Source organism: Pseudomonas azotoformans (assembly GCF_001579805.1).
Lineage (GTDB): Bacteria > Pseudomonadota > Gammaproteobacteria > Pseudomonadales > Pseudomonadaceae > Aquipseudomonas > Aquipseudomonas azotoformans_A.
The window spans coordinates 3,855,765-3,878,360 of the sequence record NZ_CP014546.1 but is presented as its reverse complement, the minus strand read 5'-3'; the positions used below and the strand labels follow the sequence as shown (position 1 = coordinate 3,878,360).

The following is a 22,596-nucleotide window of genomic DNA, read 5'->3' as shown; positions in this document are numbered from 1 at the left end:
CTACTCCTTCGGCTCACTGAAAGCGCTCGCTACCTTCTGATATAGCTCCGGCTCCCACCCCTGCGCGGAGGTATCACGCATCATCCGCGCAACGTTGGCGTACAGATCCTCCGCCAGCCACGACAGGCCACGGGACGCCAGTAAATCCGCGGCAATCACCGTGGCATAGCTGCGTTGGCGCGGGGCGTCACGGCTGGCGTGCAGTTCCTGCAGGCGCAGCAGCACCACCTCGACGCCTTCAGTAGCGAGTTGGGTGGCCAGTTCATCGCGCAGACCGGCGTATTCCTGCACCGGGCTACCTGCCGTCTCCGCCTGATCAGCGCCGGTGATCCATGCCTGGGTTTGTGCATCCACAAACGGAGTGCCGTCGCTGAAACACAATTCCAACAGGGCCGGAAGGCGGCAAACGAAGCGTTCACAGGTCTGGCGGATAGCGGCAGCCACCTCCTCCATCGCCAGGCGCGAGGCAATGTGGGCGGCCAGGTAACTGCCACGCAGCCAATACGGCGATGCCGCAACGCTCTTTTCGATGCGCAGCAGCAGGTTCGGATCCAGGGTGTTGTGGTTCAGGGCGTCTTGATAGACGTCAACGATGTCCTTGGGTACGGCGGTCAATTCGGTTCGACGATCGCGCGTGATTGAAGGCGCGGTACGCAGGTGGGACCACAGGCCGAAACGCCTCAACTGGTAGCCGGTCGGATCATAGGGGTCCTGCTGATTGATCTGGTCGGCCATGCTCAACACGGCTCGGCGTTGTTCGCGCTCATTGCCCGGGGCCTGAGGCTTGGGGCTGGCAAAAAATGTCGAATCCAGGACGCCGCCGGAAGGATTGGCGCGCAAGGTCTCAGTCGCGACGACCGGCTCGCTGTACTTGCTCAACTGCCGTTGCAGCGCGTCCAGGGGGGCAGGATCAAGCTTGGCGCTTTCGGCACAACGTTGCAGGCTGGCCAATGCCTGTTCCGCCGCCGCTTGATACGCCGGGGCGAAACTGCTGCGGTCCAGGCTCGGCAGCACTTGCCCCAGGTCACCCAGCAGGCGCTGTAGCTGCTTGCGCTTGTTCAAGTAGCCGGTCGGTCCCGGCTTGGGGTAGGCGCTGTCCCAAAAGTGCTCAACCATGCCGGCCATCAAACCAAGAGCATCGGCCCAGCGTGCCCATTGTCGGGTACGCAGCCATACCACCTGCAGATGGCCAAGGATGCGCCAGTGTTTGCATTGGGTGGCCAGGTAGTCGCGGGACGCTTCGTCAATATAGGGCCAGTCAATGTCACTCTCACGCAGGCCACCGAGCTTGACCATTTCCTGGTCGATGGCTTGGTAGGTCTCGTCCTCCACATCAAAATGGCCAGCAGGTTGGTCGGGGTCGATAGGCGTCAGCAGCCGTTGAAGCGTGTGCTCGGGCACATCAATCACCAGCGACATACTTGGCGCTCCTGCTCGATCAATGCCCCCAAACCTTCGGCGTCAAATACCAAGCCGTGCAAGCGGGGATAGTCGCTCTCAAGCCGCAGGCGCTGACCGCCGCCCATGTTGCGTAACAAAGAAATGGCCTGCAGACCCCGCCCGGCATCGACCACTAAGCCGGCGTCGTCCAGTACCTGCCACTGGTAAGGCGCGGAGACTGGACGCTCATCCTTGAACAGCTGGATGCGGATTTTGTTGGGCTTGGCTGGCTCGTCCAGCACCAGCTGCAGGCGCGAAATTCTTGATTCGCAACTGATCGCCAGGTAGGGCCGGGGAGGCAGCGCGCCCAAGGCCGGGGCCGAGATCACCAGCCTCGGTTGCTGGTCGTTGTCCGGATCAGGAAAAGACGACAACAGAAAACGCTGGTCTTCAGCCGGTCGCTTGGCTTCATTGCGCTGCACCAGATCGATAATCGGCAACACCCGACCCAGCACAGGTGGCGGCGCAGGCGGCTGATGGATGGGGGTGCCGGCGGCCAGGTCGAAGCACTCCAGGCGCTTCAATGGCGACACGATTGCCGGGCAATCTTGCGTCGCGGGTACTGCTTGCACGTGCGGGACGCCCAACGCCACACACACGCCCCCGATCCAACCCCAACGTTGCAATCCCTTGCGCATCAACGCCTCACTGTTTTTATTAAAAAGAAGACTCTGGATTTTCATCTAAGGTGATAACCCAACCCACTCCAACAAAAGCAATTTAGCGTGAACTCGCAAGCAACTAACAGACAAGCCCTCGAAACACTTTTCCCGCCAAATCCTCAATTATCAGAACCGCCCCTCAGATTTAAGAGTCAATAACGTATGAAATTTCCCACTCTACTTTAAACACACTAAACATGGATATTTCTTACATCCGAAGACCACAAAACGGATCGACTCCGTCCGACATGACAAGTCCTGAAACATAGGTTCTTAATAGCGCCACTTTACAAAAAAGGACTTTTCCCATGTCAAAAACCCAAAGTTCCGTCGCTCCAAAAGAACGTATCAACATCAAGTACGTTCCTGCCACGGGCGACCAACAGGCGGAAGTGGAGCTACCACTCAAGTTACTCATCACTGGGGACTTTAAAGGGCACGGCGAACTTACCGCCCTTGAAGACCGGCAATCTACCCGAATAGATAAAGACACCTTCAATGAAGTACTGACCAAAGCCGAAGTTTCCCTGGGCATGGCGGTCCCGTCGGTGTTGAGCAATGACCAGGACACGGACTTGAATGTGCAACTTCACTTCAAAAGCATCAATGACTTCGGCCCCGACGCCGTTGCCCGTCAAGTGCCCGAGTTGAACAAACTGCTGGAGTTACGCGAAGCCTTGGTCGCGCTGAAAGGTCCGATGGGTAACGTCCCAGCCTTTCGTAAGCACCTGCAAAACCTGTTGACTGATGAGAGCGCCCGCCAACGCTTGGCCAGCGAACTCAACCTGGTGCTCGACGCACCAGACAACTGATTGAACGCCCTTCTCAACGGAGTACTCCCCATGCCTATGGAAAGCGCCGCCGCCCAAGTGCTGGTGACCGACGAACAACCGTCGCTGCTGGATCAACTGCTGGCCAACACCACCATCCGCCCCTCTCAGGAAGGCTATGCCATTGCTCGCCAAGGTGTAGCTGCGTTCATCAGCGAAATTCTGCAAAGCGGCGACCATCAGCAGCCGGTTAATAAGCATCGGGTCGACCAGATGATTGCCGAAATCGACCACGCCTTGAGCAAGCAGATGGACGTGATTCTGCATCAACCTCAGTTCCAGCAACTGGAATCGGCGTGGCGTGGTCTGAAACTGTTGGTGGATCGCACGGATTTTCGCGAGAACATCAAGCTGGAAGTGCTGCATGTCACCAAAGAAGAACTGCTGGACGACTTCGACAACGCTGGCGACATCACCCGCAGCGGCTTGTACAAGCACGCCTATACCTCCGGTTACGGCCAGTTCGGTGGCGAGCCCATCGCGGCGATGATTGGCAACTACACCTTCGGTCCCTCCTCTCCAGACATGAAACTGCTGAGCTATATCGCCTCCGTGGGCGCCATGGCCCATGCCCCTTTCGTGATGGCTGCCGGTCCTGAGTTCTTCAACCTCAAGAGCTATCAGGACCTGCCGTCAGTCAAGGAAGTCAGCGATATCTTCGAAGGCCCCGGCCACACCAAATGGCGTAGCCTGCGCGAAATGGAAGACTCCAAATACATCGCCGCGACACTACCGCGCTTTCTTTTGCGCTCGCCTTACGATGGGCTGGAGAACCCGATTCGCAGCTTCGGCTACAACGAAACCGTCGACGGCAACCACGACAACTACCTGTGGGGCAATACCGCGTTCCTGATGGCTTCGCGCATCACCGACAGCTTCGCCCGCTATCGCTGGTGCCCGAACATCATCGGCCCGCAATCCGGTGGTGCCGTGGATGACTTGCCGGTGCACCTGTACGAATCCCTCGGCCAATTGCAGGCCAAGATCCCCACCGAAGTGCTGATCTCCGACCGTAAGGAATTCGAACTGTCAGAAGCCGGCTTCATCCCACTGACCATGCGCAAGGACAGCGACAACGCAGCGTTCTTCTCGGCCAACTCGGTGCAAAAACCGAAAAACTTCCCCAAGACCCGCGAAGGCCAGGAAGCCCAGACCAACTACAAGCTCGGCACCCAGTTGCCGTACCTGTTTATCGTCAATCGCCTGGCCCACTACATCAAGGTGCTGCAACGCGAACAGATCGGCAGTTGGAAAGAACGCCAGGACCTGGAACGCGAACTCAACACCTGGCTCAAGCAGTACATCGCCGACCAGGAAAACCCTTCCTCCGATGTGCGCAGCCGTCGCCCCTTGCGTGCCGCGCAAATCGTCGTGCAGGACGTGGCCGGCGATCCGGGCTGGTACCAGGTGTCGTTGGCGGTGCGTCCGCACTTCAAGTACATGGGCGCCAATTTCGAGATCTCGCTGGTCGGTCGGCTGGACACCCAATAAGTGGGCGGCAGCCTGTTCGAACGCCTGGAGCCTGACGCACCGCGCTACCGGCAGGGCACAGCGGATGAACAGGCGCGACAGCGTGTCGAGGCGATCAAGCGTCACCTGGAACAGGTGCTCAACTCAAGCCAGGGCTGCTCGCAAAGCAGTCCTGAGCTGGGCCTGCGCGACTTCAACGGCGTCACCCAGGCCAGCAGTGATTTGGTCGTGGCCATCAGCGCCGATATCCGGCGCTCAGTGGAGGCGTTTGAACCCCGGATCACGGTCACCGGCGTGCGCTATCAGCCCGACCCGGACCTGCCGCTGGAGCTGAACTTTCGCCTGGATTGCCAGGTGCGGGTCAATCACAAGGAAGAACAGGTGCAGATCGAGGTGGCCATGCATGGCCGCGACGGTTACACCCGCGTGAAATGAGGATGCGATGGACTTGAAACAACGCTTTGCCGAGGAGTTGCGCTACCTGCGCGAACTCGGTCGCGAGTTTGCCGAGGACAACCCGCAACTGGCGCAATTTCTCGGCGATCAGGCCGGCGATCCGGACGTGGAACGGCTGCTGGAAGGTTTTGCCTTCCTCACCGCCAAGCTGGGGATGAAGATCGACGACGACTTGCCGGAGCTGACCCACCCGCTATTGCAGATGCTTTGGCCCAACTACCTGCGGCCCCTGCCCAGTGCGACCATCATCCGCTTTACTCCGTTGCCCGATGCGATCAGCCAACGCCAGGTGATTCCCAAAGGCACGCCATTGTTCGCCAAACCGGTGGATGGTATCTCCTGCCAGTTCCGCACCTGCACCGACGTCAACCTATACCCGTTGGCCTTACAGGCAGTCAGCGACGCCCACAGCCGCGAGGCCTCGGTGATGTGCATCGACCTCAAGGTGTTGACGGAGCAGCCGCTGACCAGCATGGCCTGTGACCAGTTGGACTTTCACTTGGGCGGCGATAACGCCACCGCGCTGACCTTGTACCTGTGGATCGCCCACTACCTCGATAGCGTCACACTGCACATCAATGGCCAAAACTATCGCTTGTCGCCCAAGGATATCGGCTTCCCCGGGTTCACCGCCGACGAGGCACTGCTGCCCTACCCGCGCAATGTGTTCGACGGCTACCGGATCCTGCAGGAGTACTTTGTGTTCCCGCAGCGTTTCCACTTTTTCAGCCTGACGCGGTTGGCTCAGGTGTGGCCGGATGTCAGCGCCAGCAGCCTGCGTTTCGAGTTTCAGTTCAGTCGGCCCATGCCGACCGATATTCGCCTGCGTACCAGTGATCTGCATTTGTACTGCGCGCCGGCGGTCAATCTGTTCCGCCACGATGCCAACCCGATTGCGTTGGATGGTCGCAGCCTGGAGCGACGCATCAGCCCCAGCGGCAAGCGTCCCGAAGCGTATGAGATTTTCAGCGTCGACCAGGTGGCCGGCTGGGACGCCGCAGACAAGGAGCGCCACGGTGATCCACTGCGCAGGTTTACACCGTTCGAATCGTTCCAGCATGAGATCGAGCACGCACGGGGCCGCACCGCACTGTACTTCCGCACGCATATCGAGGAATCCCACGGCCGCGAGGGTTTGCGCCATCGCATCGCCTTCGTGCGTGGCGATGAGAGCTTGTACATCGGCGAGCATGAGGCGGCGTCTATCGAACTGACCTGCAGCAATCGCGATCTGCCGCGGTTGCTGGGCGTAGGCGATGTGTCGCTGTCTACCGAAATCACGCCGTCGTTTGCCACCTACACCAACCTGATTGCACCGACCCGTAGCTATCGGCCCGTACTGGACAGCAGCCTGCACTGGACGCTGATTTCCAACCTGTCACTGAACTACCTGTCGCTGCTCTCGGCCGAGCCGCTCAAGGCGGTGATCCGCGCCTACGACTTCGCCGCCTTGCACGACCTGCAACAGGCCCGCGCCACTCGCAAGCGCCTGAATGGCATCCACAACGCGGTGACCACGCCCATCGACTGGCTGATGAAGGGCCAGCCGGTACGCGGCCTGCACACCCGCCTGCAACTGGACCAGAACGCCTTCCTTTGCGAGGGCGAGTTGTACCTGTTCGCCAGTGTGCTTTCGCACTTCTTTGCGCTGTACGCGAGCATCAATTCCTTCCATCGCCTGGAAGTGATCAATACCACTAACAACGAGTGCTACGAATGGCCACTGTTGACCGGCAGACAACCCGTGATCTAGCCGACGTGCTGCTGGCCGACGCGCGAAACTACTCGTTTCACCGTCTGCTGGAGCATCTGCACGCCCTGCATGGTGATGACCTTGAAGCGCAGCCCTTGAGTGCTGCGGCACGTCGCCGCGTACGCCTGCAAAGCCATGCGGGATTGGGTTTCCCGGCCTCCGACGTGGTCGAGGCGGCACGCCTGGAAGATGATCGCGAAGAGGTGCGCTATCGCCTGCAGACCAGCTTCTTTGGCCTGCACGGCACCGACTCGCCGCTGCCCGGTTATTACCTGGACCGCCTAGCCTACGAACAGGCCCAGGAGCGTGGTATTCGCCCGGCGTTCATGGACTTTTTCAACCATCGCTTGCTGACCTTGCTGCATCACAGCTGGCGCAAGTACCGCTACTACATCCGCTTTCAGTCCGAGGCCAGCGACCGGTTTTCGCGCTATGTGTTTTCCCTGATCGGCCTGAACGACAACGATCTGCGTGGCGCGACACCGCTGCCGTGGGGCCGCCTGCTGAGCTTTGCCGGTTTGATCGCCAGCCGCAGCCGTTCGCCTTCGGTAGTGTCCGGTATTGTCGAGCATTGCTTTGATCTGCACGGCGTGCACATCCGTGAATTCGAGGCGCGTTCGGTGAGTTTGCCGCCACGTCAGCGCATGGTGTTGGGCAAGGCCAATGGCACTCTGGGCAGCGACTTTGTGGTGGGTGACCGCAGCAAGACCCGCGCCAGCAAGTTCACCCTGGTGATTCCCAACCTGACGCAGGCACGGTTTCGGCAGTTTTTACCCAGCGGTGAGCAGTTCGGGCTTCTGCGCCAGTTGATGGATTTTTTGCTGCGCGACGTCACCGCCTACGACCTGGAGCTGGGGCTACGCGAAGAAGATGTACCGCCGTTCAACCTGCAACGCGACAGCGGCACCCATCTGGGCTGGACCAGTTTTATCGAAGATCAGGAACAACGCCATCCCGCCGTGGTGCGGATTCGGGGGCGCGCATGAAACTGACCTTGGTTATCAATAATCCTGCGCAGTTGCTGCATGGGTATCTACCTCTTCACCGGTTTGGTCCACAGGGCGGCAGCATCGGCAGTGCGGCGGCGGACTGGCGGCTGGAGGATCGTCACAACAGCGTGCAACCCAACCACTGCGAAATCAGGGTCATGGAAGGACGTTTCTGCGTGATCGACCGAAGTGGCAGCACCTACGCCAATGGCCATGATTTGCCGCTTGGGCGTCACGTTGCGATAAGCCTCAACGACGGTGATCGATTGCAGATTGGTGCGTATCAGGTTGCAGTGCAGCTCGGTGAGCACGCCCCAGGGCAACGCTCCCTGGATGAGCTATTTACCGGTGAGCCGGATGGCATGCAGGCCTGGTACTTGGACGACTCGCCGGGACTGCCTCTGCCCGACCCTCGACCTTCCACGTGCGCGGAATTCGAGCGACTTTGCCAGCCCGTGGACTTGGCAGAACAAGGTGATCCGCTGCAAGCGATGAAGACGCAAGAGCCGCCAAAGCCACTGCCTGACAGTAGCGCACCTGCCTCCAAGAAGCCCGCCAACCTGCTCAGTAACCTGCGCCTGGGCACCTTGTTGCTCGCCTGCCTGGCTCTCGGCGGCTGCACCATGCTCGGCAAAATCGGCCAGGTGATCTGGACGCCCTCAATCCCGGTAGGCGGCCCCGACGATCAGCCCAGCCGTTACTCCCTGAGCCTGCACGCCAGCGACGACGTCAATCAGCGGCTGATCAGCACCGGCACCGCCCCCACGTCCGACGAAAAGCCGAGCCCCTTGCCCTACAACTTGAACGTTCAGGCCGCCAGCCCACAGGCACTGACGGACAAAGTGCAGACCCTGCTCAATCACCTGTACGAAACCGTTCCAGCTCAGTCTTTGTTGGGTTTTGAGCCAGCGCCCACAGTGCCCATGTCGCCCCTCGAAGGCGTACTGCTGGGCGATTACGACGATCAGGGGATCAGCCTGACCACCCCACTGGGCAACCCGGCACTCCAGCAGATCGCCACGCCGATTGCCTTCAAGGTCCTGCAACTGACCGACGACTCGCTGCTGGTCAACGCCAGCCCTCAAGCCCTGGCTGAGGACCTGAAAAAAACCTTGGGCAGCACCTACATCCGCGCCGACGACTACCTGCTCAACCCAGGCCAATTCAAGTTCATCGACCTGCGCCCCCTGGATGAGGACGCTCGCTTTATCGCCGTGATCGCCAACTACCACAACGACGAAGTCGGCCAGTGGAAACAGCGACTGCGCGTCGAGCCCAAGGGCCGGCAATACGCCGTGCTGGTGCAGTTGGACGCCGAGCAAGTCAGCCTTAAAGGGGAAACCCGATGACGTCATTTTCAGCCGTTTTTGTGCAGAGTAATTACCGATGAGTTCACGTAACCCCGTCATCTGGCATGAAGGTTTGTTCGTCAAACCCCAACACTTCCAGCAACAGGCCCGTGCTGCCGAAGCTGCGGTGCATCAACGTATGCAGGGCCTTAACGACGCCCTTTACGGCTTCAGCGAGCTTGAGTTGAACAGCGAATATCTGAGCTTCGGCAAGGTCGCCATCACCCAGGCGCGCGGGATCATGCCCGATGGCAGTGTGTTCGATATCCCACGCGACCTGGCGCCACCCGCGCCGCTGGAGATTGCCGACAGCAGCGCAGTGAACCAGATCGTCTACCTGGCTCTGCCGCTGCGCTCCAACGGCGCCCTCGAAGTGCGCTGGCCCGACCGCTACGGCAACAGCCGCTACATCGCCCACCGCGAAGAAATCCGCGATACCCACAGCGATGACGGCGATCAGGTGGGCATGGACCTGGCCGTGCCCAACCTGCAACTGATGCTCGAACGCAGCGACCGCAGTGCCTTCACCGGCATCGCCATCGGCAGAATCAAAGACAAACGCCCGGACGGCAGCCTGGTGATGGACGAGCACTTCTACCCCACTAGCCTGTCCTTGCAAGCGGTGCCGGCGCTGCACCGCTATCTGGGCGAAGTGGCCGGGCTGATGCGCGCACGCGCCCAGAACCTGGCCCAGCGTATTGGCTCGCCGGGGCAGTCAGGCGTGGCCGACGTCACCGACTTCAACCTGCTGCAAACCCTCAACCGCTTGTTCCCGTTATTTCAACACTTGGCCCGCCAACGCCAGGTTCACCCGGAACGGCTGTACATCGCACTGGCCCAGGCTTGCGGCGAACTGGTGACCTTCACCGATGAAGGCCACCTGCCCCAGGAGTACCCGGCCTACCAGCACGACAACCTGCGCGAATCCTTCCAGCTGTTGGAACACACCCTGCGCCGAGCCTTGGGCACCGTGCTGCAACCGCGTGCGGTGTCGCTGCCGATTGTTGTGCAGCAATACGGCGTACGCACTGCGGCCTTGAACGACAAGCGCCTGCTGGACAACGCCGAGTTCATCCTCGCGGTGCGGGCCGAACTGCCCGCCGAGACCCTGCGCCAGCAACTGCCCAAGCAGATCAAGATCAGCTCCGCCGAGGGCCTGGAGCAGCTGGTCAGCCTGCAACTACCGGGCATCCCGCTGCTGCCGCTGCCGGTGGCGCCACGGCACCTGCCGTTCCATGCCGGCTTCAGCTACTTCGAACTCGACCGCCATCACCCTGCCTGGGCAAGCCTGAGCAGCGGCAGTGGGTTTGGCTTCCATATCGCCGGCGAATTCCCCGAGCTGGAGTTGCAGTTCTGGGCGATCAGGAGTGAGAAAGATGAGTGAGCCCATGCCCACCGAAACCACGCCGCCAAAGGACAACAGCAACCCGCTCCTCAGCTATTTGCAGCAGGCCACCCACACCAAGGAGTCCGGCGCCGCAGAGGACCACGCCAAGCCCGAACCGCTACTCGCAGACCCTGAATTCGACATGCGCGGCCTTGCCTGGAACCCACTGTGCGATGCCGCCACGCCCCTGATCGGCCTGGTTATCCGCCTGCGCCGCCTGGACCACCACGATGATGTGACCGCTCTGTACAAAAGCGTCAGCAACCAGATCACCACCATCATGGAAGAAGTCAGCCAGCGCGACTACGACGCCGGCATGCTCAAGGCCTACTCCTACAGCCTGTGCCTGCTGCTGGACGAGGTGGTCATGAGCACCACCTGGGGCAGGCTCTCCACTTGGAGTGAACGCTCATTGCTCAGCCAGTTCCATGGGGAAACCCGAGGCGGTGAGCGATTCTTCACCGTCATGAACAACATGATCCCCGAAGCGGCCCGATACCAGCATGTGCTGGAGTTCATGTACCAGTGCCTGATCTCCGGCCTCAAAGGCAAATACGGCGCCCATGCCAAGGGTGATGACGAAATACAGAAGATCATCAACCAACTGCACGGTCTGTTGCGCCCGCTACGCGGCGAGACGCCCAAACGGCTGACCGATCCGCTGAAAAACGTCGCGCCGCGCAACTACCGGATCAAACGCGCCTGGCCATTGTGGACGCCATGGGCTTTGGCCGCTGTTGTGCTGACCTGCGCCTACACAATCTATTCCATGCGCCTGAACAGCATCACCCAGGAAGTGCTCGCCTCCCTGGAACGGATTCTCAACCTGTAACCCATTTTCAGCGCGCTCATCCCGAGCGCCTGCAAAGCCATGGCCTTTTCGGCCATAACCCGCGACCCACGGGTCGCTCAATTGATCGCGACAAGGAGCTTGTCATGCCAACACCCGCGTACATCAGCATCCACGGCAAAAACCAGGGCCATATCACCAAGGGCGCGTTCACCGCTGATTCGGTGGGCAACGTTTATGTGGAAGGTCATGAAGACGAAATCCTCGCCCAGGAGATCGACCACCAGATCGCCGCCCCCACTGACCCGCAAAGCGGTCAGCCGGCCGGCCAGCGCGTGCATAAGCCGCTGATCTTCACCAGCGCGCTGAGCAAAGCCTCGCCCATGCTCTACCAGGCGCTGGCCACCGGCGAAATGCTGCCGACCGTCGAGGTCAAGTGGTTCCGCACCTCTGGGGACGGCAAGCAGGAGCACTTCTTCACCACCAAATTGGAAGATGCCACCGTCGTCGAGATCCACACCGTACTGCCCCACGCTCAAGACAGTGACAACGCCAACTACACCCAGCTGATCAAGACCAGTCTGGCTTATCGCAAGGTCAGCTGGAGTCATGTGGTGGCTGGTACCGAAGCCTCGGATGACTGGCGCAAGCCGGCTTAACCACCAACCGGCCCGTTCCGCTGCGCAGGCAGCGGAACCTTTACTGACTAACTACTGCTTAGGAGGTTTTATGCCCGCCGTCGTTCTGGTCGGTCACGACCATGATTGCCCTTTGTGCGGCCCCACCACCGTCAAAAGCGGCACGCGCAACGTCACCGTCAACGGCCGCGCCATCGCCCGTGTCGGCGACACCCTCGGCTGCGGTGCCGTGATCATCAGCGGCTCGCCCTCAATGGTCATCAACGGCAAAGCCGTAGCCCGCGTCGGTGACAGCACCGACCACGAAGGCATCCTGGAAAACGGCGATGCCAGCTGGCTGATCAACTGATCCGAACTCACGACAAGGAGGTTTCATGCCCCGTCAAAGCGACCTGCGTTACACCTTCGAACCGCTGCGGGGCGATCCCTTCGAAGTGGTCTCCTTCACCCTTGAAGAGGGCTTATCCCAGCCGTTCAAACTTGAACTGGAGCTGGTCAGCCATCATCAAGCCATCGATTTTTACCGCATGCTCGATTTGGGCGCGGTGTTCACCATCTGGCGTGATGACACCCCAGTACGTTACGTCCACGGCCTGGTCAGTCTGTTCCAGCAGGGCGACACCGGCTTTCGCCGTACCCGCTACACCGCAGTGGTCGAGCCAACCTTGAAGCGTTTCGACCTGCGCTCCAACTGGCGCATCTTCCAGGCCCAGACCGTGCCCGACATCATCACCAACGTGCTGGCCGAACAAAAACTGACCGACATCCGCAGCGAAATCTGCTTCGAGCACCAACCCCGCGAATACTGCGTGCAGGCCGGCGAAACCGACCTCGATTTCATCGCGCGACTCGCCGCCGAGGAAGGCCTGCTCTACACCTTCGAACACCGCGCCGATGGCCACACCCTCGTTCTTACCGACCGCGTCGGCGGTCTAGGTACCATTGGCACCCATACGGATTGCCCGGTGATCTACCAGCCGATGGGCGGCGGCGACTCCATTGAACCGGCGCTGAACCGCTTCCACTACACCGAACAAGTGCGCACCGCCGTGCAGGTACAGCGCGACTACACCTTCACCCACCCACGCTACAACCAGCAGCACACCGCCACTGGCGACCAGGACCTGAACAACCAGCACAAGGATTACGAACGCTACGACTACCCCGGTCGCTACAAACGCGATATCGCCGGCAAGCCCTTCACCAAAACGCGCCTGGCGGCCCTGCGCAACGACGCCAAGTTGGCACACCTGGAAGGCGACGATGAGCGCCTGCAACCGGGGTTGGCGTTCGACCTCAACGATCATCCGCGTGAGGACTTCAATGATCGCTGGCGCACCATCGCCATCAAGCACGAAGGCAAGCAGCACACCAGTTTGCAGGAAGAATCGTTTGGCAGTGGCCTTGGTACCTCTTACTCGTTGAAGGCCAGCGCCATCCGCTGGACCTCGGATTGGAAGGCGCCGCTGCGGGACAAACCGTGCATCGACGGGCCGCAAATCGCCACCGTGGTCGGGCCTCCTGGGGAAGAGATTTATTGCGATGAATGGGGCCGGGTCAAAGTGCAGTTCCCGTGGGATCGTTCGGACAAGAATAACGACCAGAGTTCGTGCTGGATCCGTGTCGCCCAAGGCTGGGCCGGCGCGACTTGGGGCTCCATGGCCATCCCGCGTGTGGGTCAAGAGCTAGTGATCAGCTACCTGGACGGCGATCCAGACCAGCCAATCGCCATTGGGCGAGCGTACCGGCAAACCAATTTGCCGCCCTATGAGCTGCCCAAACACAAGACGCGGATGACCATCAAAAGCCGCACTCACAAGGGACCTGGCTTTAACGAGCTGCGCTTTGAGGATGAACTGGGGCGCCAGGAAGTGTTCATCCATGCCGAAAAAGACAAGAACATCCATATCAAAAACAACAACGGCATCTTCGTCGGCAATGACCGCAGTGAACGCGTCGAGCACAACGAGAAGGTCTCCATCGGTGATCACCGCACCGAAGACGTCGGCCAGAACGAAACCATCAGCATCGGTGCCAACCGCAGCGTGACCATCGGCGGTAACAAGGCCGAAACGATCAAACTGGCCAAAGCCGAAACCATCGGCTTGGCCAAAGCGTTGACGATTGGTGCGGCGTACCAGACCAGTGTTGGTGCGGCGATGAACACCACGGTGGGGCTGAGCCAGAGCGAGCAGGTTGGTATTCACAAATCAGTGGTAGTCGGTAAGCGTTTCAGCATCACCGTCGGAGATGAATTGAACATCAACGTCGGCAAATCGACCTTGGTGATGAAGTCCGACGGCTCGGTACTGATCAATGGCCGTACCTTCGACTTCACCGCCAGCGGCGCGGTGCAGATCAACGGCAAAGACGTGGATATCAACTGAGGGGCGGACATGGAATTTCGCAATCTGACGCCCTTCGATGCGTTGTGTTTCAGCGCGCTGGGCATGGACGATCAAGAGTATCCGGTGCTGGTCATGAAAGTGGGTTACCGATTGCTGCCGATTGACGGACATCCGGGGCAGTTTCGCGCTGAAGTGCTGGACGAGGACCCGCTCCCCCTGTGCACTGCTGATAGCTACTACGGCGAAGAAGGGTCAAGCAGCGCCTGCGAAGAAAGCGACCTCGCGCCATTCAAACCGCGCTGCGATGTGATCGTGGTCGGCAATGCTTATGCGCCACAGGGCCAACCGACCGCACACTGGACGGCTGGCCTGCGTATCAGTGCGCCAGTGGCGGCGCTTCCCCGCATCGATGTGCCGCTACCAACGCCACTGAGTCCCGGCGAACGGCTAACCGAGTATCAACTGGCAGCATGGCAAGCTGCCCGACAAGAGGCGTTTAAGCGGCGTGCCAATGCGCCTACACGCCATGATTTGTTGGACAAGCAGCTGAGATTCACCGGCCCCCGGCAGTTCAGCCAGAGCTTGTTCGGTTGGCAATTGTCCGAACCGCTACCGGACACCTCGGTGCCTTTGCGCTGGGAATATGCCTTCGGTGGCAGCAGCGTGGTGCCCAATCCCGAAAATGCGGTTGATGCAAACACGCCGCCCTATTTGCTCAACGAGGTCTGCTACAGCAACCCGTTGGGCCGGGGCTGGATAGAAAAGCGCCAGGAAGATCTCGGCTATCAGTTGGACAAACCGCTGCGCGAACTGTCCGCGCCACAGATCGAACCCATCGACCAACCGGTGTGGCGTCTGGACCGGGTCAAACATCCTGAGGGCGAACTCGACGCCAACGGCATGGCGCAAGTTGCGGCCAGCTACAAAAATCAACCGGTGGGATTAGGCGTGGTGGGTCGTGCCTGGGTACCGCGCCTGCCATTGGCGGGGAGCTATGACGAAACCTGGCAGCGTGAACGCTGGCCTGGGTTGCCACGAGATTTCGACTTCGCCTACTGGAACGGCGCACCGGTTGATCAGCAGATTGAGTTTCCACCGCCAGCGTTTCGGATCGAACTGTTCAACCTCACCGAGCCCAGACTGACACCCGACGGCGCGTTGTGCGTCGAACTGCCCGGCCATCGCGCCTTTGTGCTGATGCGCCTGCACAACGGCGCAATGCTGCCACTGCCGATGCTCACCGACACTCTGCGCATCGATACCGAGGCCATGACTCTGGCGCTGACTCATCGCATCAGCCTGCCCAATCACCTGGACATCCGCGTCCTTGAAGCGCGTTTCGAGACCGATCCAATTGCACCGCTGATCAAGCGCCCAGCCAGGGAGGTGCTCTGACATGGCCGATAACGTCATCGCCCGCAAGCAAGGCAAATGGCAGGTCGTCAGCATCGTCCCCGACGTGTGCAAAACCCCGATGGGCAGCGCCATACCACCAGTGCCCTACCCCGTCACCGCCGAACTGAAAACCGCCACGGGTGTTGCCAAGTCGGTACGTGCCAACGGCAAGCCGGTGGTGGTGTTCGACAAGAGTCTGGTGCCGAGCACCAAAGGTGATGGGGCTGGTGCCGCCAAAGGCATCAAGAGCAACACCGTCGGCGGCAAATGCTACCCACTGGAGAAGAGCAGCACCGTACGTGCTGAAGGCAAGTTGGTGGTGCGCCATGACGACAAGTTCTGGATGAATGGGGTTTAGCGCATGGCGGAACCGATCAATCTGGCTCCGGTGCGGGTGCATGCGATTAGCGTCACCGTCCAACCGCCCCCCAACAGCATCGTCGGCCCGGCCGAAATGTTCCTGCAGCAAGGCGAGAATGGTGGCGTGCAAATCGACGTCTTCTGGCGCGACGCCATGGGCAATGAAATACACGAAAGCAAGGAAATGCAGGAAGAGGAATACGAGGCCCTGCGGGCGGGCTACCTGCATTCCGAACAGGCGAGTCTGCCGTCGTTCAGTTCTTTCAAAAGTGGCAATACCCTTGGGCGGGTTGTGGGTGAAACAGCCCCTGCGGCGGTACCGGCATCGCAGGCCAATCCGCCGATAGAGGCTGAAACCGAAGAAGAAGGCATTACCGGCAAGCAGATCCTGGATGGCATCCAGCTCGGCCTGGATGTGGTGGGCCTGATCCCCGTGGTCGGGGAAGTGGCCGATATTGCAAGCGGCGTCATTAGCCTTTTTCGCGGGGACTACGTGGGCGCAGGTCTCTCGCTGCTCTCGGCGATACCGTTTGTTGGCTACCTGGGAACCGCTGGCAAGGCCACAAGGTACAGCAGGAAGACGGCCGAAGCCTCAGGTAAAGCAACGAAAGAACTAGCCGAAGAAGCTGCGGAAAAAACAGCTCAAGAGGCCGCAGAAAAAGGGGCTAAAAGTACCAGCGAAGCTTCGGGAGCCAAGATCCTCAAGCGTGAAAAGTCCTTACGAGAGAGGTATCTTGGTCGAACACCGGGGAAAGATTCAAGAACAGGGAAGGAAGTTCAAGAACGGATGCGCTCAGAAGACAAGCTTAGAGATGGGAAAAACGGAACTGAGTTCGAAGCTTCTGACGGCGAGTGGTATCCACTAAAAGATGCCGACATGGCCCACAACAAGGATGCAGTTAAATGGTGGAATGAAGAAGGAAGACTCTTAGGTGAAAAGTCTCCCGAAGTGCGAAAGTGGATGCTTGTAGTGGTCTAATGAAACCGGACACCCATTTAGGCGAGAATGCTCGCCAGATCGAGGTGTCAAATGACCAAACAACGCCGTTCCTTTTCTGCTGAATTCAAACGCGAGGCTGCCGACCTCGTGCTCAAGCAAAACTACAGCTACATCGAAGCCAGCCGTTCACTCGGCGTCGGCGAGTCGGCACTACGCCGTTGGGTCGACCAGGTTCAACAAGAGAGCAAAGGCGTTACCCCGCAGAGCAAAGCGCTGACCCCGGAACAGCAGAAAATCCAGGAGTTAGAAGCCCGGATCGCCCGCCTGGAACGGGAAAAATCGATATTAAAAAAGGCTACCGCGCTCTTGATGTCGGAAGATCACGAGCGTACGCGCTGATCAATCAGTTGAGCGTCCATGAGCCGGTTGACTGGCTGTGCAAGGTGTTTGAAGTCACCCGTTCGTGCTACTACGCCCAGCGCCTTAGGCGCCGCACGCCTGATGTCGAACGGCTTCGGTTGCGCAGTCGGGTGAGCGAGTTATTCACGCAAAGTCGTAGTGCTGCGGGCAGCCGCAGCATCCTGTCGCTGATGCGTGACGACGGTGAGCAGCTCGGTCGATTCAAAGTGCGCAGCTTGATGCGCGAGCTTGATCTAATCAGCAAACAACCCGGATCACATGCCTACAAAAGAGCGACGGTAGAACGACTCGATATCCCGAATACCTTGAACCGCGAGTTCAATGTTCCGGCACCCAACCAGGTGTGGTGCGGCGACATCACCTACATTTGGGCCCAGGGGAAATGGCACTATCTGGCGGTCGTGCTGGATCTTTGCGCGCGCCGGGTAGTGGGCTGGGCGTTGTCGGAAAAGCCGGACGCCGATCTGGTTATCAAGGCGCTGGATATGGCTTACGAACAACGAGGAAGGCCTCAGGGCCTGCTGTTTCACTCGGATCAAGGGTCGCAATATGCGAGTCGTTTATTTCGCCAGCGGCTGTGGCGCTATCGAATGCGCCAGAGCATGAGTCGCCGGGGAAATTGCTGGGACAATGCGCCAATGGAGCGCGTGTTCCGCAGTTTGAAAACGGAATGGGTACCGACCACGGGTTACAGAACGGCTCAAGAAGCCCAGCGCGATATCAGCCAATTCTTGATGGATCGGTACAACTGGATTCGACCCCATCAATTCAACGGTGGGCTGGCGCCAGCTCGGGCCGAAGAAAAACTTAACGTCGTGTCCGGGATTAGTTGACCACTACATCCTGATTACGCCCACGCAATTGAAGTGGTCGGACGGCACTGCCTAGGATGTTGCGGCACGCCAACCTCCAGGTGAGCAACCTGCCCTCATATCCCAGCAACCTAGAACTCAGATCGACCATGCTTAACACCACTCTTCGCATGCAGAAGCGCCTGCTCGCTTGCGCTTCTTTCGCACTTCTCTCACTAAACGCCGTACCGGCATTAGCCACAGATTGGTGGATGATTTTCGGCACCGGCGACACGCCAATCCTTGCAGTTCTACCCCTTACCTTGCTGCTGCTCGCGGGCTGCGCAACGCCGAAATTTTTGGGAAGCCACAGGAGGGAGCAAAGCCGACGGCGTCGTTCAACTGTCCTATGAACAAGGGCAATTTGAAAACGGCCAAAGCGACGCAGCCCAAGGCTTGAAGATTGCCACGGGGCGCTGTCAGTTCTGGGGCTACAAAAGCGCCGAACGCTCAGGGCAGGAAAAATCCGTGTGCCGCACCATGGGGCAATTCCAGTGCTTAGAGAACACCGTTACGCAGGATTACCTCTGCCAAAAGTGATATCGGATCAAGGCGTCGTAGCGGGCTGGGAAGACAGTCATCACCCAGCCCGGCGACAGGCTTAGGCGTCTCTTTCAACCAGTCAAGGAACAACCATAAAATGCTTATTAAACGGCTGGAGGGGGGTTTTACGCGTCGCGCTGGAACGAAAAAAGACGCCGAAGCGTCTTTTTTTGGGTGATCCCAACGCCCAATGGACATTCGTGGATCAATGTTTGGAGCGGGAAACGAGACTCGAACTCGCGACCCCGACCTTGGCAAGGTCGTGCTCTACCAACTGAGCTATTCCCGCGTCTTGGTGATGCGCATTCTATAGAATTATCAGAACCCGTCAACCCTTTGATTCAAAAAAGTTTTATTTCTTTTCAACCGTGGTACGCAGATGTGGCCAGGCGGCGCGTAGATACTGGAGCATGGACCACAAGGTCAGGCCAGCCGCGATCAGCAGCAGGGCGTAGCCAGTCAGGACCCAGAAGGAGAAGTCCGACGGGTTGGCCAGCAGGATCACCAGCGCAAGCATTTGCGCGGCGGTTTTCCATTTGCCCATGTTGGACACGGCCACGTGAGCGCGGGCGCCGATTTCGGCCATCCATTCGCGCAGGGCCGAGACGACGATCTCGCGGCCGATGATCACGGCGGCCGGCAGGGTCAGCCACAGGTTGCCGTGTTCTTGCACCAACAGGACCAACGCGACAGCCACCATGAGCTTGTCGGCCACCGGGTCGAGGAACGCGCCGAAGGGCGTGCTCTGTTCCAGGCGGCGGGCCAGGTAGCCGTCGAGCCAGTCGGTGGCGGCCGCAAAGGCGAACACTGAACTGGAAGCTGCATAGCTCCATTCGTACGGCAAATAGAACAACAGAATGAAAATCGGAATAAGCAGGACGCGTAGAACGGTGATCAGATTAGGGATATTCATCGGCACAACTGGCTACGAGGTGGAAAGGCATTCTATTCGCTGTGCAGATTCGCATAAATCAGCTCAGCGAGCTTTTTACTGATACCGGGTGCTTTGGCTATTTCGTCAATGCTGGCACGGGATAGCTCTTGCAAGCCACCAAAATGTTTAAGCAAGTCGCGTCGCCGTGTCGGCCCGACCCCCGCCACCCCTTCCAGGGTTGAGGTTCGCCGGGTTTTGCCACGCCGGGCGCGGTGACCGGTAATGGCGAAACGGTGGGCTTCGTCACGGATCTGTTGGATCAGGTGCAGCGCAGGTGAGTCGCCCTTCAAGGTGAACTCATGGGCGGCGTCATTCAAGTACAACGTTTCGAAACCGGCCTTGCGTGTAGCGCCCTTGGCCACGCCGAGCAGGATGAGGTCGGGTACCGCCAGCTCGTTGAGCACATCGCGGGCCATGGACAGCTGGCCCTTGCCGCCGTCCACCAACAGGATGTCTGGCAACTTGCCCTCGCCGTCCTTCAGCTTGCTGAAACGTCGCGTCAGAGCCTGGTGCATGGCGGCATAGTCATCGCCGGCGGTGACGCCTTCGATGTTATAGCGACGGTAATCGGCTTTTATCGGCCCTTCCGGTCCGAACACTACGCAAGATGCCACGGTGGCTTCGCCGCTGGAGTGGCTGATGTCATAGCACTCCAGGCGCTGCGGCGGTTCGTCCAGGTTGAGGACTTCGGCCAGGGCGTCAAAGCGTGCGGCGACGTGCTGTCGATTGGCCAGGCGGGCACCCAAGGCCTGCTCGGCGTTGGTCACGGCCAGTTGCTGCCAGCGCGCTCGGGTGCCGCGTACGCGATGGCTGATATCCAGCTCGCGGCCGCGCAGTTCGTGGATCGCCTCGATCAGCGTGGGGAAGTCTTCGTGCACCAAGTTGACGATCAACTCCGACGGCAGATCGCGCTCGGGACTGCTCACGTAGTACTGACCCAGAAACGCCGCCATGACTTCGGCCACGTCCTCGTCAATACCGGTCTGCGGGAAAAAGTTCTTGCTGCCTAGCACCCGGCCGCCACGCACGCTGATCAGGTGCACACAGGCACCACCCGGATTGACGAACGCCGCGATCACATCGACGTCGCCAGTGCCGCCCTCCATGCTCTGCTGATCCTGCACGCGGCGCAGCAGCGAGATCTGGTCGCGTAGCTCGGCGGCGCGCTCGAAGTCCAGGGTACTGGCGGCTTGCTCCATGGCGCCGGAGAGTTCATCGGTCAAGGCATTGCTGCGTCCTTCGAGGAACATCACCGAATGGCGTACATCCTCGGCGTACTCCGCTGGTTCGACCAGACCCACACAGGGCGCCTTGCAACGCTTGATCTGGTATTGCAGGCACGGACGGGTGCGGTTTTTGTAAAAACTGTCCTCGCACTGGCGCACAAAAAAGGTCTTTTGCAGCAGGCTCAGGCTTTCACGGATCGCTCCAGCGCTGGGATAAGGGCCGAAATACTTGCCCTTCTGCTTCTTCGCACCACGGTGAATGCTCAGGCGCGGGAAGTTGCCGTCGGATAAATGCACGTAAGGGTAGGATTTATCGTCGCGCAGCAGGATGTTATAGGGCGGCCGCCACTCCTTGATCAGCGTCTGCTCAAGCAGCAGCGCTTCGGTTTCATTGGCGGTGATGGTGGTTTCAACCTGGGCGATACGCGCCACCAGCGCAGCGGTTTTCGGCGCGAGACCGGTCTTGCGAAAGTAGCTCGCCAGGCGGTTCTTCAGGTTCTTGGCTTTGCCGACGTAAAGCAGGCGCGCCTCGCTGTCGAACATGCGGTACACGCCAGGGCGGCCACTGCAGGTTGAGAGAAAGGCACTGGGATCAAACGGTGTGCTCATGTCAGGCGCTGGCGTCCACCATGCCGTGGCGCACCGCGAGCAGGGTCAATTCAACATCACTGCTGATGGCGAGCTTCTCGAAAATGCGATAGCGGTAGGTGTTGACGGTCTTGGGCGACAGGCAAAGCTTGTCGGAGATCGTCTGCACCTTTTGGCAGCCGACGATCATCAAGGCGATCTGGATTTCCCGCTCCGACAGCGCATCGAACGGTGAGTCGCTAACGGGTTGGAAAGATTTGATCGCCAATTGCTGGGCAATCTGCGGGCTGATGTAACGCTGGCCAGCAAAGACCAGGCGAATGGCTTGCACCATTTCCGCCAGGCCTGCACCTTTAGTCAGGTAACCGGCTGCGCCCGCCTGCAAGAGGCGAGTCGGAAACGGGTCTTCTTCGCACACTGTCACCACCACGACCTTGATGTCCGGATGGCTGCGCAATAATTTGGTCGTGGCGCCAAGACCGCCGATACCGGGCATCTTGACGTCCATCAACACCACATCGGGTTTCAACTCTCGAGCCTTGATCAGGGACTCTTCCCCGGACTCGGCCTGGCCGACTACTTGCAGGCCATCGATGTCAGCCAGCATTCGTGTAATACCTGTACGAACGAGATCATGGTCATCGACTACTAGCACCCTAATCAAGCAGACACCTCGCGATATGGTCTTATAGGTTGCTGAACACCTTAGCAAAAAACCAAGGCGCAGACCTAGCTGCAAGCGTCATATATATAGTGTTTGAACGCACAGCAGCCGCCCACCGAGGGGTGGACGGCTCTATTTGCTGGGCAGCGGGTCAGGAATCCTGGGGCTGCGGCTTGATTTTTCCATTCAGCGAACCGGAATGTTCGGCCAAGGTCGACGTCAGGCGGCGGATCGCATCCTGGTCTTCCTTGAACATGGCGCGGTAATCGCCCAACACTTTCTCTTCGATGTGGCTCAGGTTCTCCAATTGGATCGGTGTTGCCGTACCGGTCAACACGTACAACACATCCACACCTCTTTCAGCGACACGGGATAAATAGTCCGCTTTAGGCGCACGCCCTCCACTTTCATATTTACCTTGGGCGTTGGCTTCAACGCCGCCGATTTCACCAAACACTTTTTGCGACAGGCCAAGTCGCTCTCTTTCTTGCCTCAAACGCGAACCGATTCCACTCATTTGGATGTATGATCCTAGTTGGCACACCCCAAGAGGTGACACACTC

At 59.4% G+C, this 22,596-nt stretch carries 22 protein-coding genes and 1 tRNA gene; 16 read left to right on the top strand and 7 right to left on the bottom strand.

Annotation, left to right across the window (positions count from 1 at the left end; genetic code table 11):
* Both tssA and vasI read right to left on the bottom strand, forming a co-directional pair.
* Nucleotides 1-1,419 (bottom strand): type VI secretion system protein TssA, encoded by a 1,419-nt coding sequence (tssA, locus tag AYR47_RS18175; protein WP_033901896.1) that lies wholly within the window; start codon nucleotides 1,417-1,419, stop codon nucleotides 1-3.
* Complete coding sequence (gene vasI, locus AYR47_RS18170; protein WP_237142481.1) at nucleotides 1,407-2,078, bottom strand: type VI secretion system-associated protein VasI; 672 nt, start codon at nucleotides 2,076-2,078, stop codon at nucleotides 1,407-1,409. The genes tssA and vasI overlap by 13 nt, the downstream gene beginning before the upstream one ends.
* Nucleotides 2,079-2,410: 332 nt before the next feature.
* On the opposite strand from vasI, the gene tssB reads away from it, so the two are divergent.
* From tssB to yecR, 16 genes are all read left to right on the top strand, one after another.
* Nucleotides 2,411-2,914 carry a type VI secretion system contractile sheath small subunit gene (gene tssB, locus AYR47_RS18165; RefSeq protein ID WP_033901895.1) on the top strand — a complete coding sequence of 168 codons (504 nt, stop codon included), beginning with the start codon at nucleotides 2,411-2,413 and terminating at the stop codon, nucleotides 2,912-2,914.
* Between the two features lie 36 nt (nucleotides 2,915-2,950).
* The gene (gene tssC, locus AYR47_RS18160; protein WP_033901898.1) at nucleotides 2,951-4,423 is read left to right on the top strand and encodes a type VI secretion system contractile sheath large subunit; all 1,473 of its coding nucleotides are present in this window, start codon (nucleotides 2,951-2,953) and stop codon (nucleotides 4,421-4,423) included.
* Nucleotides 4,424-4,837, top strand: coding sequence for a type VI secretion system baseplate subunit TssE (gene tssE, locus AYR47_RS18155; protein WP_061436177.1), 414 nt, complete (start codon nucleotides 4,424-4,426; stop codon nucleotides 4,835-4,837).
* 7 nt (nucleotides 4,838-4,844) lie between these two features.
* Complete coding sequence (tssF, locus tag AYR47_RS18150) at nucleotides 4,845-6,611, top strand: type VI secretion system baseplate subunit TssF (RefSeq protein ID WP_033901893.1); 1,767 nt, start codon at nucleotides 4,845-4,847, stop codon at nucleotides 6,609-6,611.
* Nucleotides 6,575-7,597, top strand: a complete 1,023-nt coding sequence (gene tssG / locus AYR47_RS18145; RefSeq protein ID WP_061436176.1) for a type VI secretion system baseplate subunit TssG — start codon at nucleotides 6,575-6,577, stop codon at nucleotides 7,595-7,597. Before tssF ends, tssG begins: the two co-directional genes overlap by 37 nt.
* Entirely contained in the window at nucleotides 7,594-8,949 is a 1,356-nt protein-coding gene (tssJ, locus tag AYR47_RS18140; RefSeq protein ID WP_061436174.1) for a type VI secretion system lipoprotein TssJ, read from the top strand. The genes tssG and tssJ overlap by 4 nt, the downstream gene beginning before the upstream one ends.
* A gap of 37 nt (nucleotides 8,950-8,986) precedes the next feature.
* A complete protein-coding gene (gene tssK, locus AYR47_RS18135) occupies nucleotides 8,987-10,333 on the top strand; it encodes a type VI secretion system baseplate subunit TssK (protein ID WP_033901890.1) in 1,347 nt (448 codons plus the stop codon).
* Complete coding sequence (icmH, locus tag AYR47_RS18130) at nucleotides 10,326-11,168, top strand: type IVB secretion system protein IcmH/DotU (protein WP_061436172.1); 843 nt, start codon at nucleotides 10,326-10,328, stop codon at nucleotides 11,166-11,168. The genes tssK and icmH overlap by 8 nt, the downstream gene beginning before the upstream one ends.
* Before the next feature lie 104 nt (nucleotides 11,169-11,272).
* Nucleotides 11,273-11,785, top strand: a complete 513-nt coding sequence (locus AYR47_RS18125) for an Hcp family type VI secretion system effector (protein WP_016968948.1) — start codon at nucleotides 11,273-11,275, stop codon at nucleotides 11,783-11,785.
* Nucleotides 11,786-11,855: 70 nt separating this feature from the next.
* Nucleotides 11,856-12,113: a PAAR domain-containing protein gene (locus AYR47_RS18120; protein WP_033901888.1), complete on the top strand. Its 258-nt coding sequence runs from the start codon at nucleotides 11,856-11,858 to the stop codon at nucleotides 12,111-12,113.
* A gap of 25 nt (nucleotides 12,114-12,138) precedes the next feature.
* Nucleotides 12,139-14,151, top strand: coding sequence for a type VI secretion system Vgr family protein (locus tag AYR47_RS18115; RefSeq protein ID WP_061436170.1), 2,013 nt, complete (start codon nucleotides 12,139-12,141; stop codon nucleotides 14,149-14,151).
* A 9-nt stretch (nucleotides 14,152-14,160) separates the two neighbouring features.
* The gene (locus tag AYR47_RS18110) at nucleotides 14,161-15,507 is read left to right on the top strand and encodes a DUF2169 family type VI secretion system accessory protein (protein WP_061436168.1); all 1,347 of its coding nucleotides are present in this window, start codon (nucleotides 14,161-14,163) and stop codon (nucleotides 15,505-15,507) included.
* A 1-nt stretch (nucleotide 15,508) separates the two neighbouring features.
* Nucleotides 15,509-15,865 carry a DUF4150 domain-containing protein gene (locus tag AYR47_RS18105; protein WP_061436167.1) on the top strand — a complete coding sequence of 119 codons (357 nt, stop codon included), beginning with the start codon at nucleotides 15,509-15,511 and terminating at the stop codon, nucleotides 15,863-15,865.
* Nucleotides 15,866-15,868: 3 nt separating this feature from the next.
* Nucleotides 15,869-16,846 (top strand): hypothetical protein, encoded by a 978-nt coding sequence (locus tag AYR47_RS32790; protein ID WP_061436165.1) that lies wholly within the window; start codon nucleotides 15,869-15,871, stop codon nucleotides 16,844-16,846.
* Nucleotides 16,847-16,897: 51 nt separating this feature from the next.
* A protein-coding gene (locus tag AYR47_RS18090; protein ID WP_156487803.1) for an IS3 family transposase occupies nucleotides 16,898-18,060 on the top strand; the annotation gives its coding sequence in 2 pieces (ribosomal slippage) (nucleotides 16,898-17,153 and nucleotides 17,153-18,060; 1,164 coding nt in all).
* A gap of 261 nt (nucleotides 18,061-18,321) precedes the next feature.
* Nucleotides 18,322-18,618 (top strand): YecR family lipoprotein, encoded by a 297-nt coding sequence (gene yecR / locus AYR47_RS32170; RefSeq protein ID WP_237142480.1) that lies wholly within the window; start codon nucleotides 18,322-18,324, stop codon nucleotides 18,616-18,618.
* Nucleotides 18,619-18,834: 216 nt separating this feature from the next.
* Here yecR and AYR47_RS18085 read toward each other — a convergent pair.
* From AYR47_RS18085 to AYR47_RS18065, 5 genes are all read right to left on the bottom strand, one after another.
* Nucleotides 18,835-18,910, bottom strand: a tRNA-Gly gene (locus tag AYR47_RS18085).
* Nucleotides 18,911-18,973: 63 nt separating this feature from the next.
* The gene (gene pgsA, locus AYR47_RS18080; RefSeq protein WP_003232771.1) at nucleotides 18,974-19,534 is read right to left on the bottom strand and encodes a CDP-diacylglycerol--glycerol-3-phosphate 3-phosphatidyltransferase; all 561 of its coding nucleotides are present in this window, start codon (nucleotides 19,532-19,534) and stop codon (nucleotides 18,974-18,976) included.
* A 32-nt stretch (nucleotides 19,535-19,566) separates the two neighbouring features.
* Nucleotides 19,567-21,390 (bottom strand): excinuclease ABC subunit UvrC, encoded by a 1,824-nt coding sequence (uvrC, locus tag AYR47_RS18075; RefSeq protein ID WP_061436164.1) that lies wholly within the window; start codon nucleotides 21,388-21,390, stop codon nucleotides 19,567-19,569.
* Between the two features lies 1 nt (nucleotide 21,391).
* Entirely contained in the window at nucleotides 21,392-22,033 is a 642-nt protein-coding gene (gene gacA, locus AYR47_RS18070) for a response regulator transcription factor GacA (RefSeq protein WP_032886613.1), read from the bottom strand.
* A gap of 151 nt (nucleotides 22,034-22,184) precedes the next feature.
* Nucleotides 22,185-22,550 (bottom strand): helix-turn-helix domain-containing protein, encoded by a 366-nt coding sequence (locus tag AYR47_RS18065; protein WP_033902122.1) that lies wholly within the window; start codon nucleotides 22,548-22,550, stop codon nucleotides 22,185-22,187.
* Between the last annotated feature and the right edge of the window lie 46 nt (nucleotides 22,551-22,596).

Bases quoted from the DNA above. Each gene is read 5' to 3' on its own strand.
- tssA (WP_033901896.1), bottom strand. From the start codon at position 1,419: ATGTCGCTGGTGATTGATGTGCCCGAGCACACGCTTCAACGGCTGCTG.
- vasI (WP_237142481.1), bottom strand. From the start codon at position 2,078: ATGCGCAAGGGATTGCAACGTTGGGGTTGGATCGGGGGCGTGTGTGTG.
- tssB (WP_033901895.1), top strand. From the start codon at position 2,411: ATGTCAAAAACCCAAAGTTCCGTCGCTCCAAAAGAACGTATCAACATC.
- tssC (WP_033901898.1), top strand. From the start codon at position 2,951: ATGGAAAGCGCCGCCGCCCAAGTGCTGGTGACCGACGAACAACCGTCG.
- tssF (WP_033901893.1), top strand. From the start codon at position 4,845: ATGGACTTGAAACAACGCTTTGCCGAGGAGTTGCGCTACCTGCGCGAA.
- tssG (WP_061436176.1), top strand. From the start codon at position 6,575: ATGGCCACTGTTGACCGGCAGACAACCCGTGATCTAGCCGACGTGCTG.
- tssJ (WP_061436174.1), top strand. From the start codon at position 7,594: ATGAAACTGACCTTGGTTATCAATAATCCTGCGCAGTTGCTGCATGGG.
- tssK (WP_033901890.1), top strand. From the start codon at position 8,987: ATGAGTTCACGTAACCCCGTCATCTGGCATGAAGGTTTGTTCGTCAAA.
- icmH (WP_061436172.1), top strand. From the start codon at position 10,326: ATGAGTGAGCCCATGCCCACCGAAACCACGCCGCCAAAGGACAACAGC.
- AYR47_RS18125 (WP_016968948.1), top strand. From the start codon at position 11,273: ATGCCAACACCCGCGTACATCAGCATCCACGGCAAAAACCAGGGCCAT.
- AYR47_RS18120 (WP_033901888.1), top strand. From the start codon at position 11,856: ATGCCCGCCGTCGTTCTGGTCGGTCACGACCATGATTGCCCTTTGTGC.
- AYR47_RS18115 (WP_061436170.1), top strand. From the start codon at position 12,139: ATGCCCCGTCAAAGCGACCTGCGTTACACCTTCGAACCGCTGCGGGGC.
- AYR47_RS18110 (WP_061436168.1), top strand. From the start codon at position 14,161: ATGGAATTTCGCAATCTGACGCCCTTCGATGCGTTGTGTTTCAGCGCG.
- AYR47_RS18105 (WP_061436167.1), top strand. From the start codon at position 15,509: ATGGCCGATAACGTCATCGCCCGCAAGCAAGGCAAATGGCAGGTCGTC.
- AYR47_RS32790 (WP_061436165.1), top strand. From the start codon at position 15,869: ATGGCGGAACCGATCAATCTGGCTCCGGTGCGGGTGCATGCGATTAGC.
- pgsA (WP_003232771.1), bottom strand. From the start codon at position 19,534: ATGAATATCCCTAATCTGATCACCGTTCTACGCGTCCTGCTTATTCCG.
- uvrC (WP_061436164.1), bottom strand. From the start codon at position 21,390: ATGAGCACACCGTTTGATCCCAGTGCCTTTCTCTCAACCTGCAGTGGC.
- AYR47_RS18065 (WP_033902122.1), bottom strand. From the start codon at position 22,550: ATGAGTGGAATCGGTTCGCGTTTGAGGCAAGAAAGAGAGCGACTTGGC.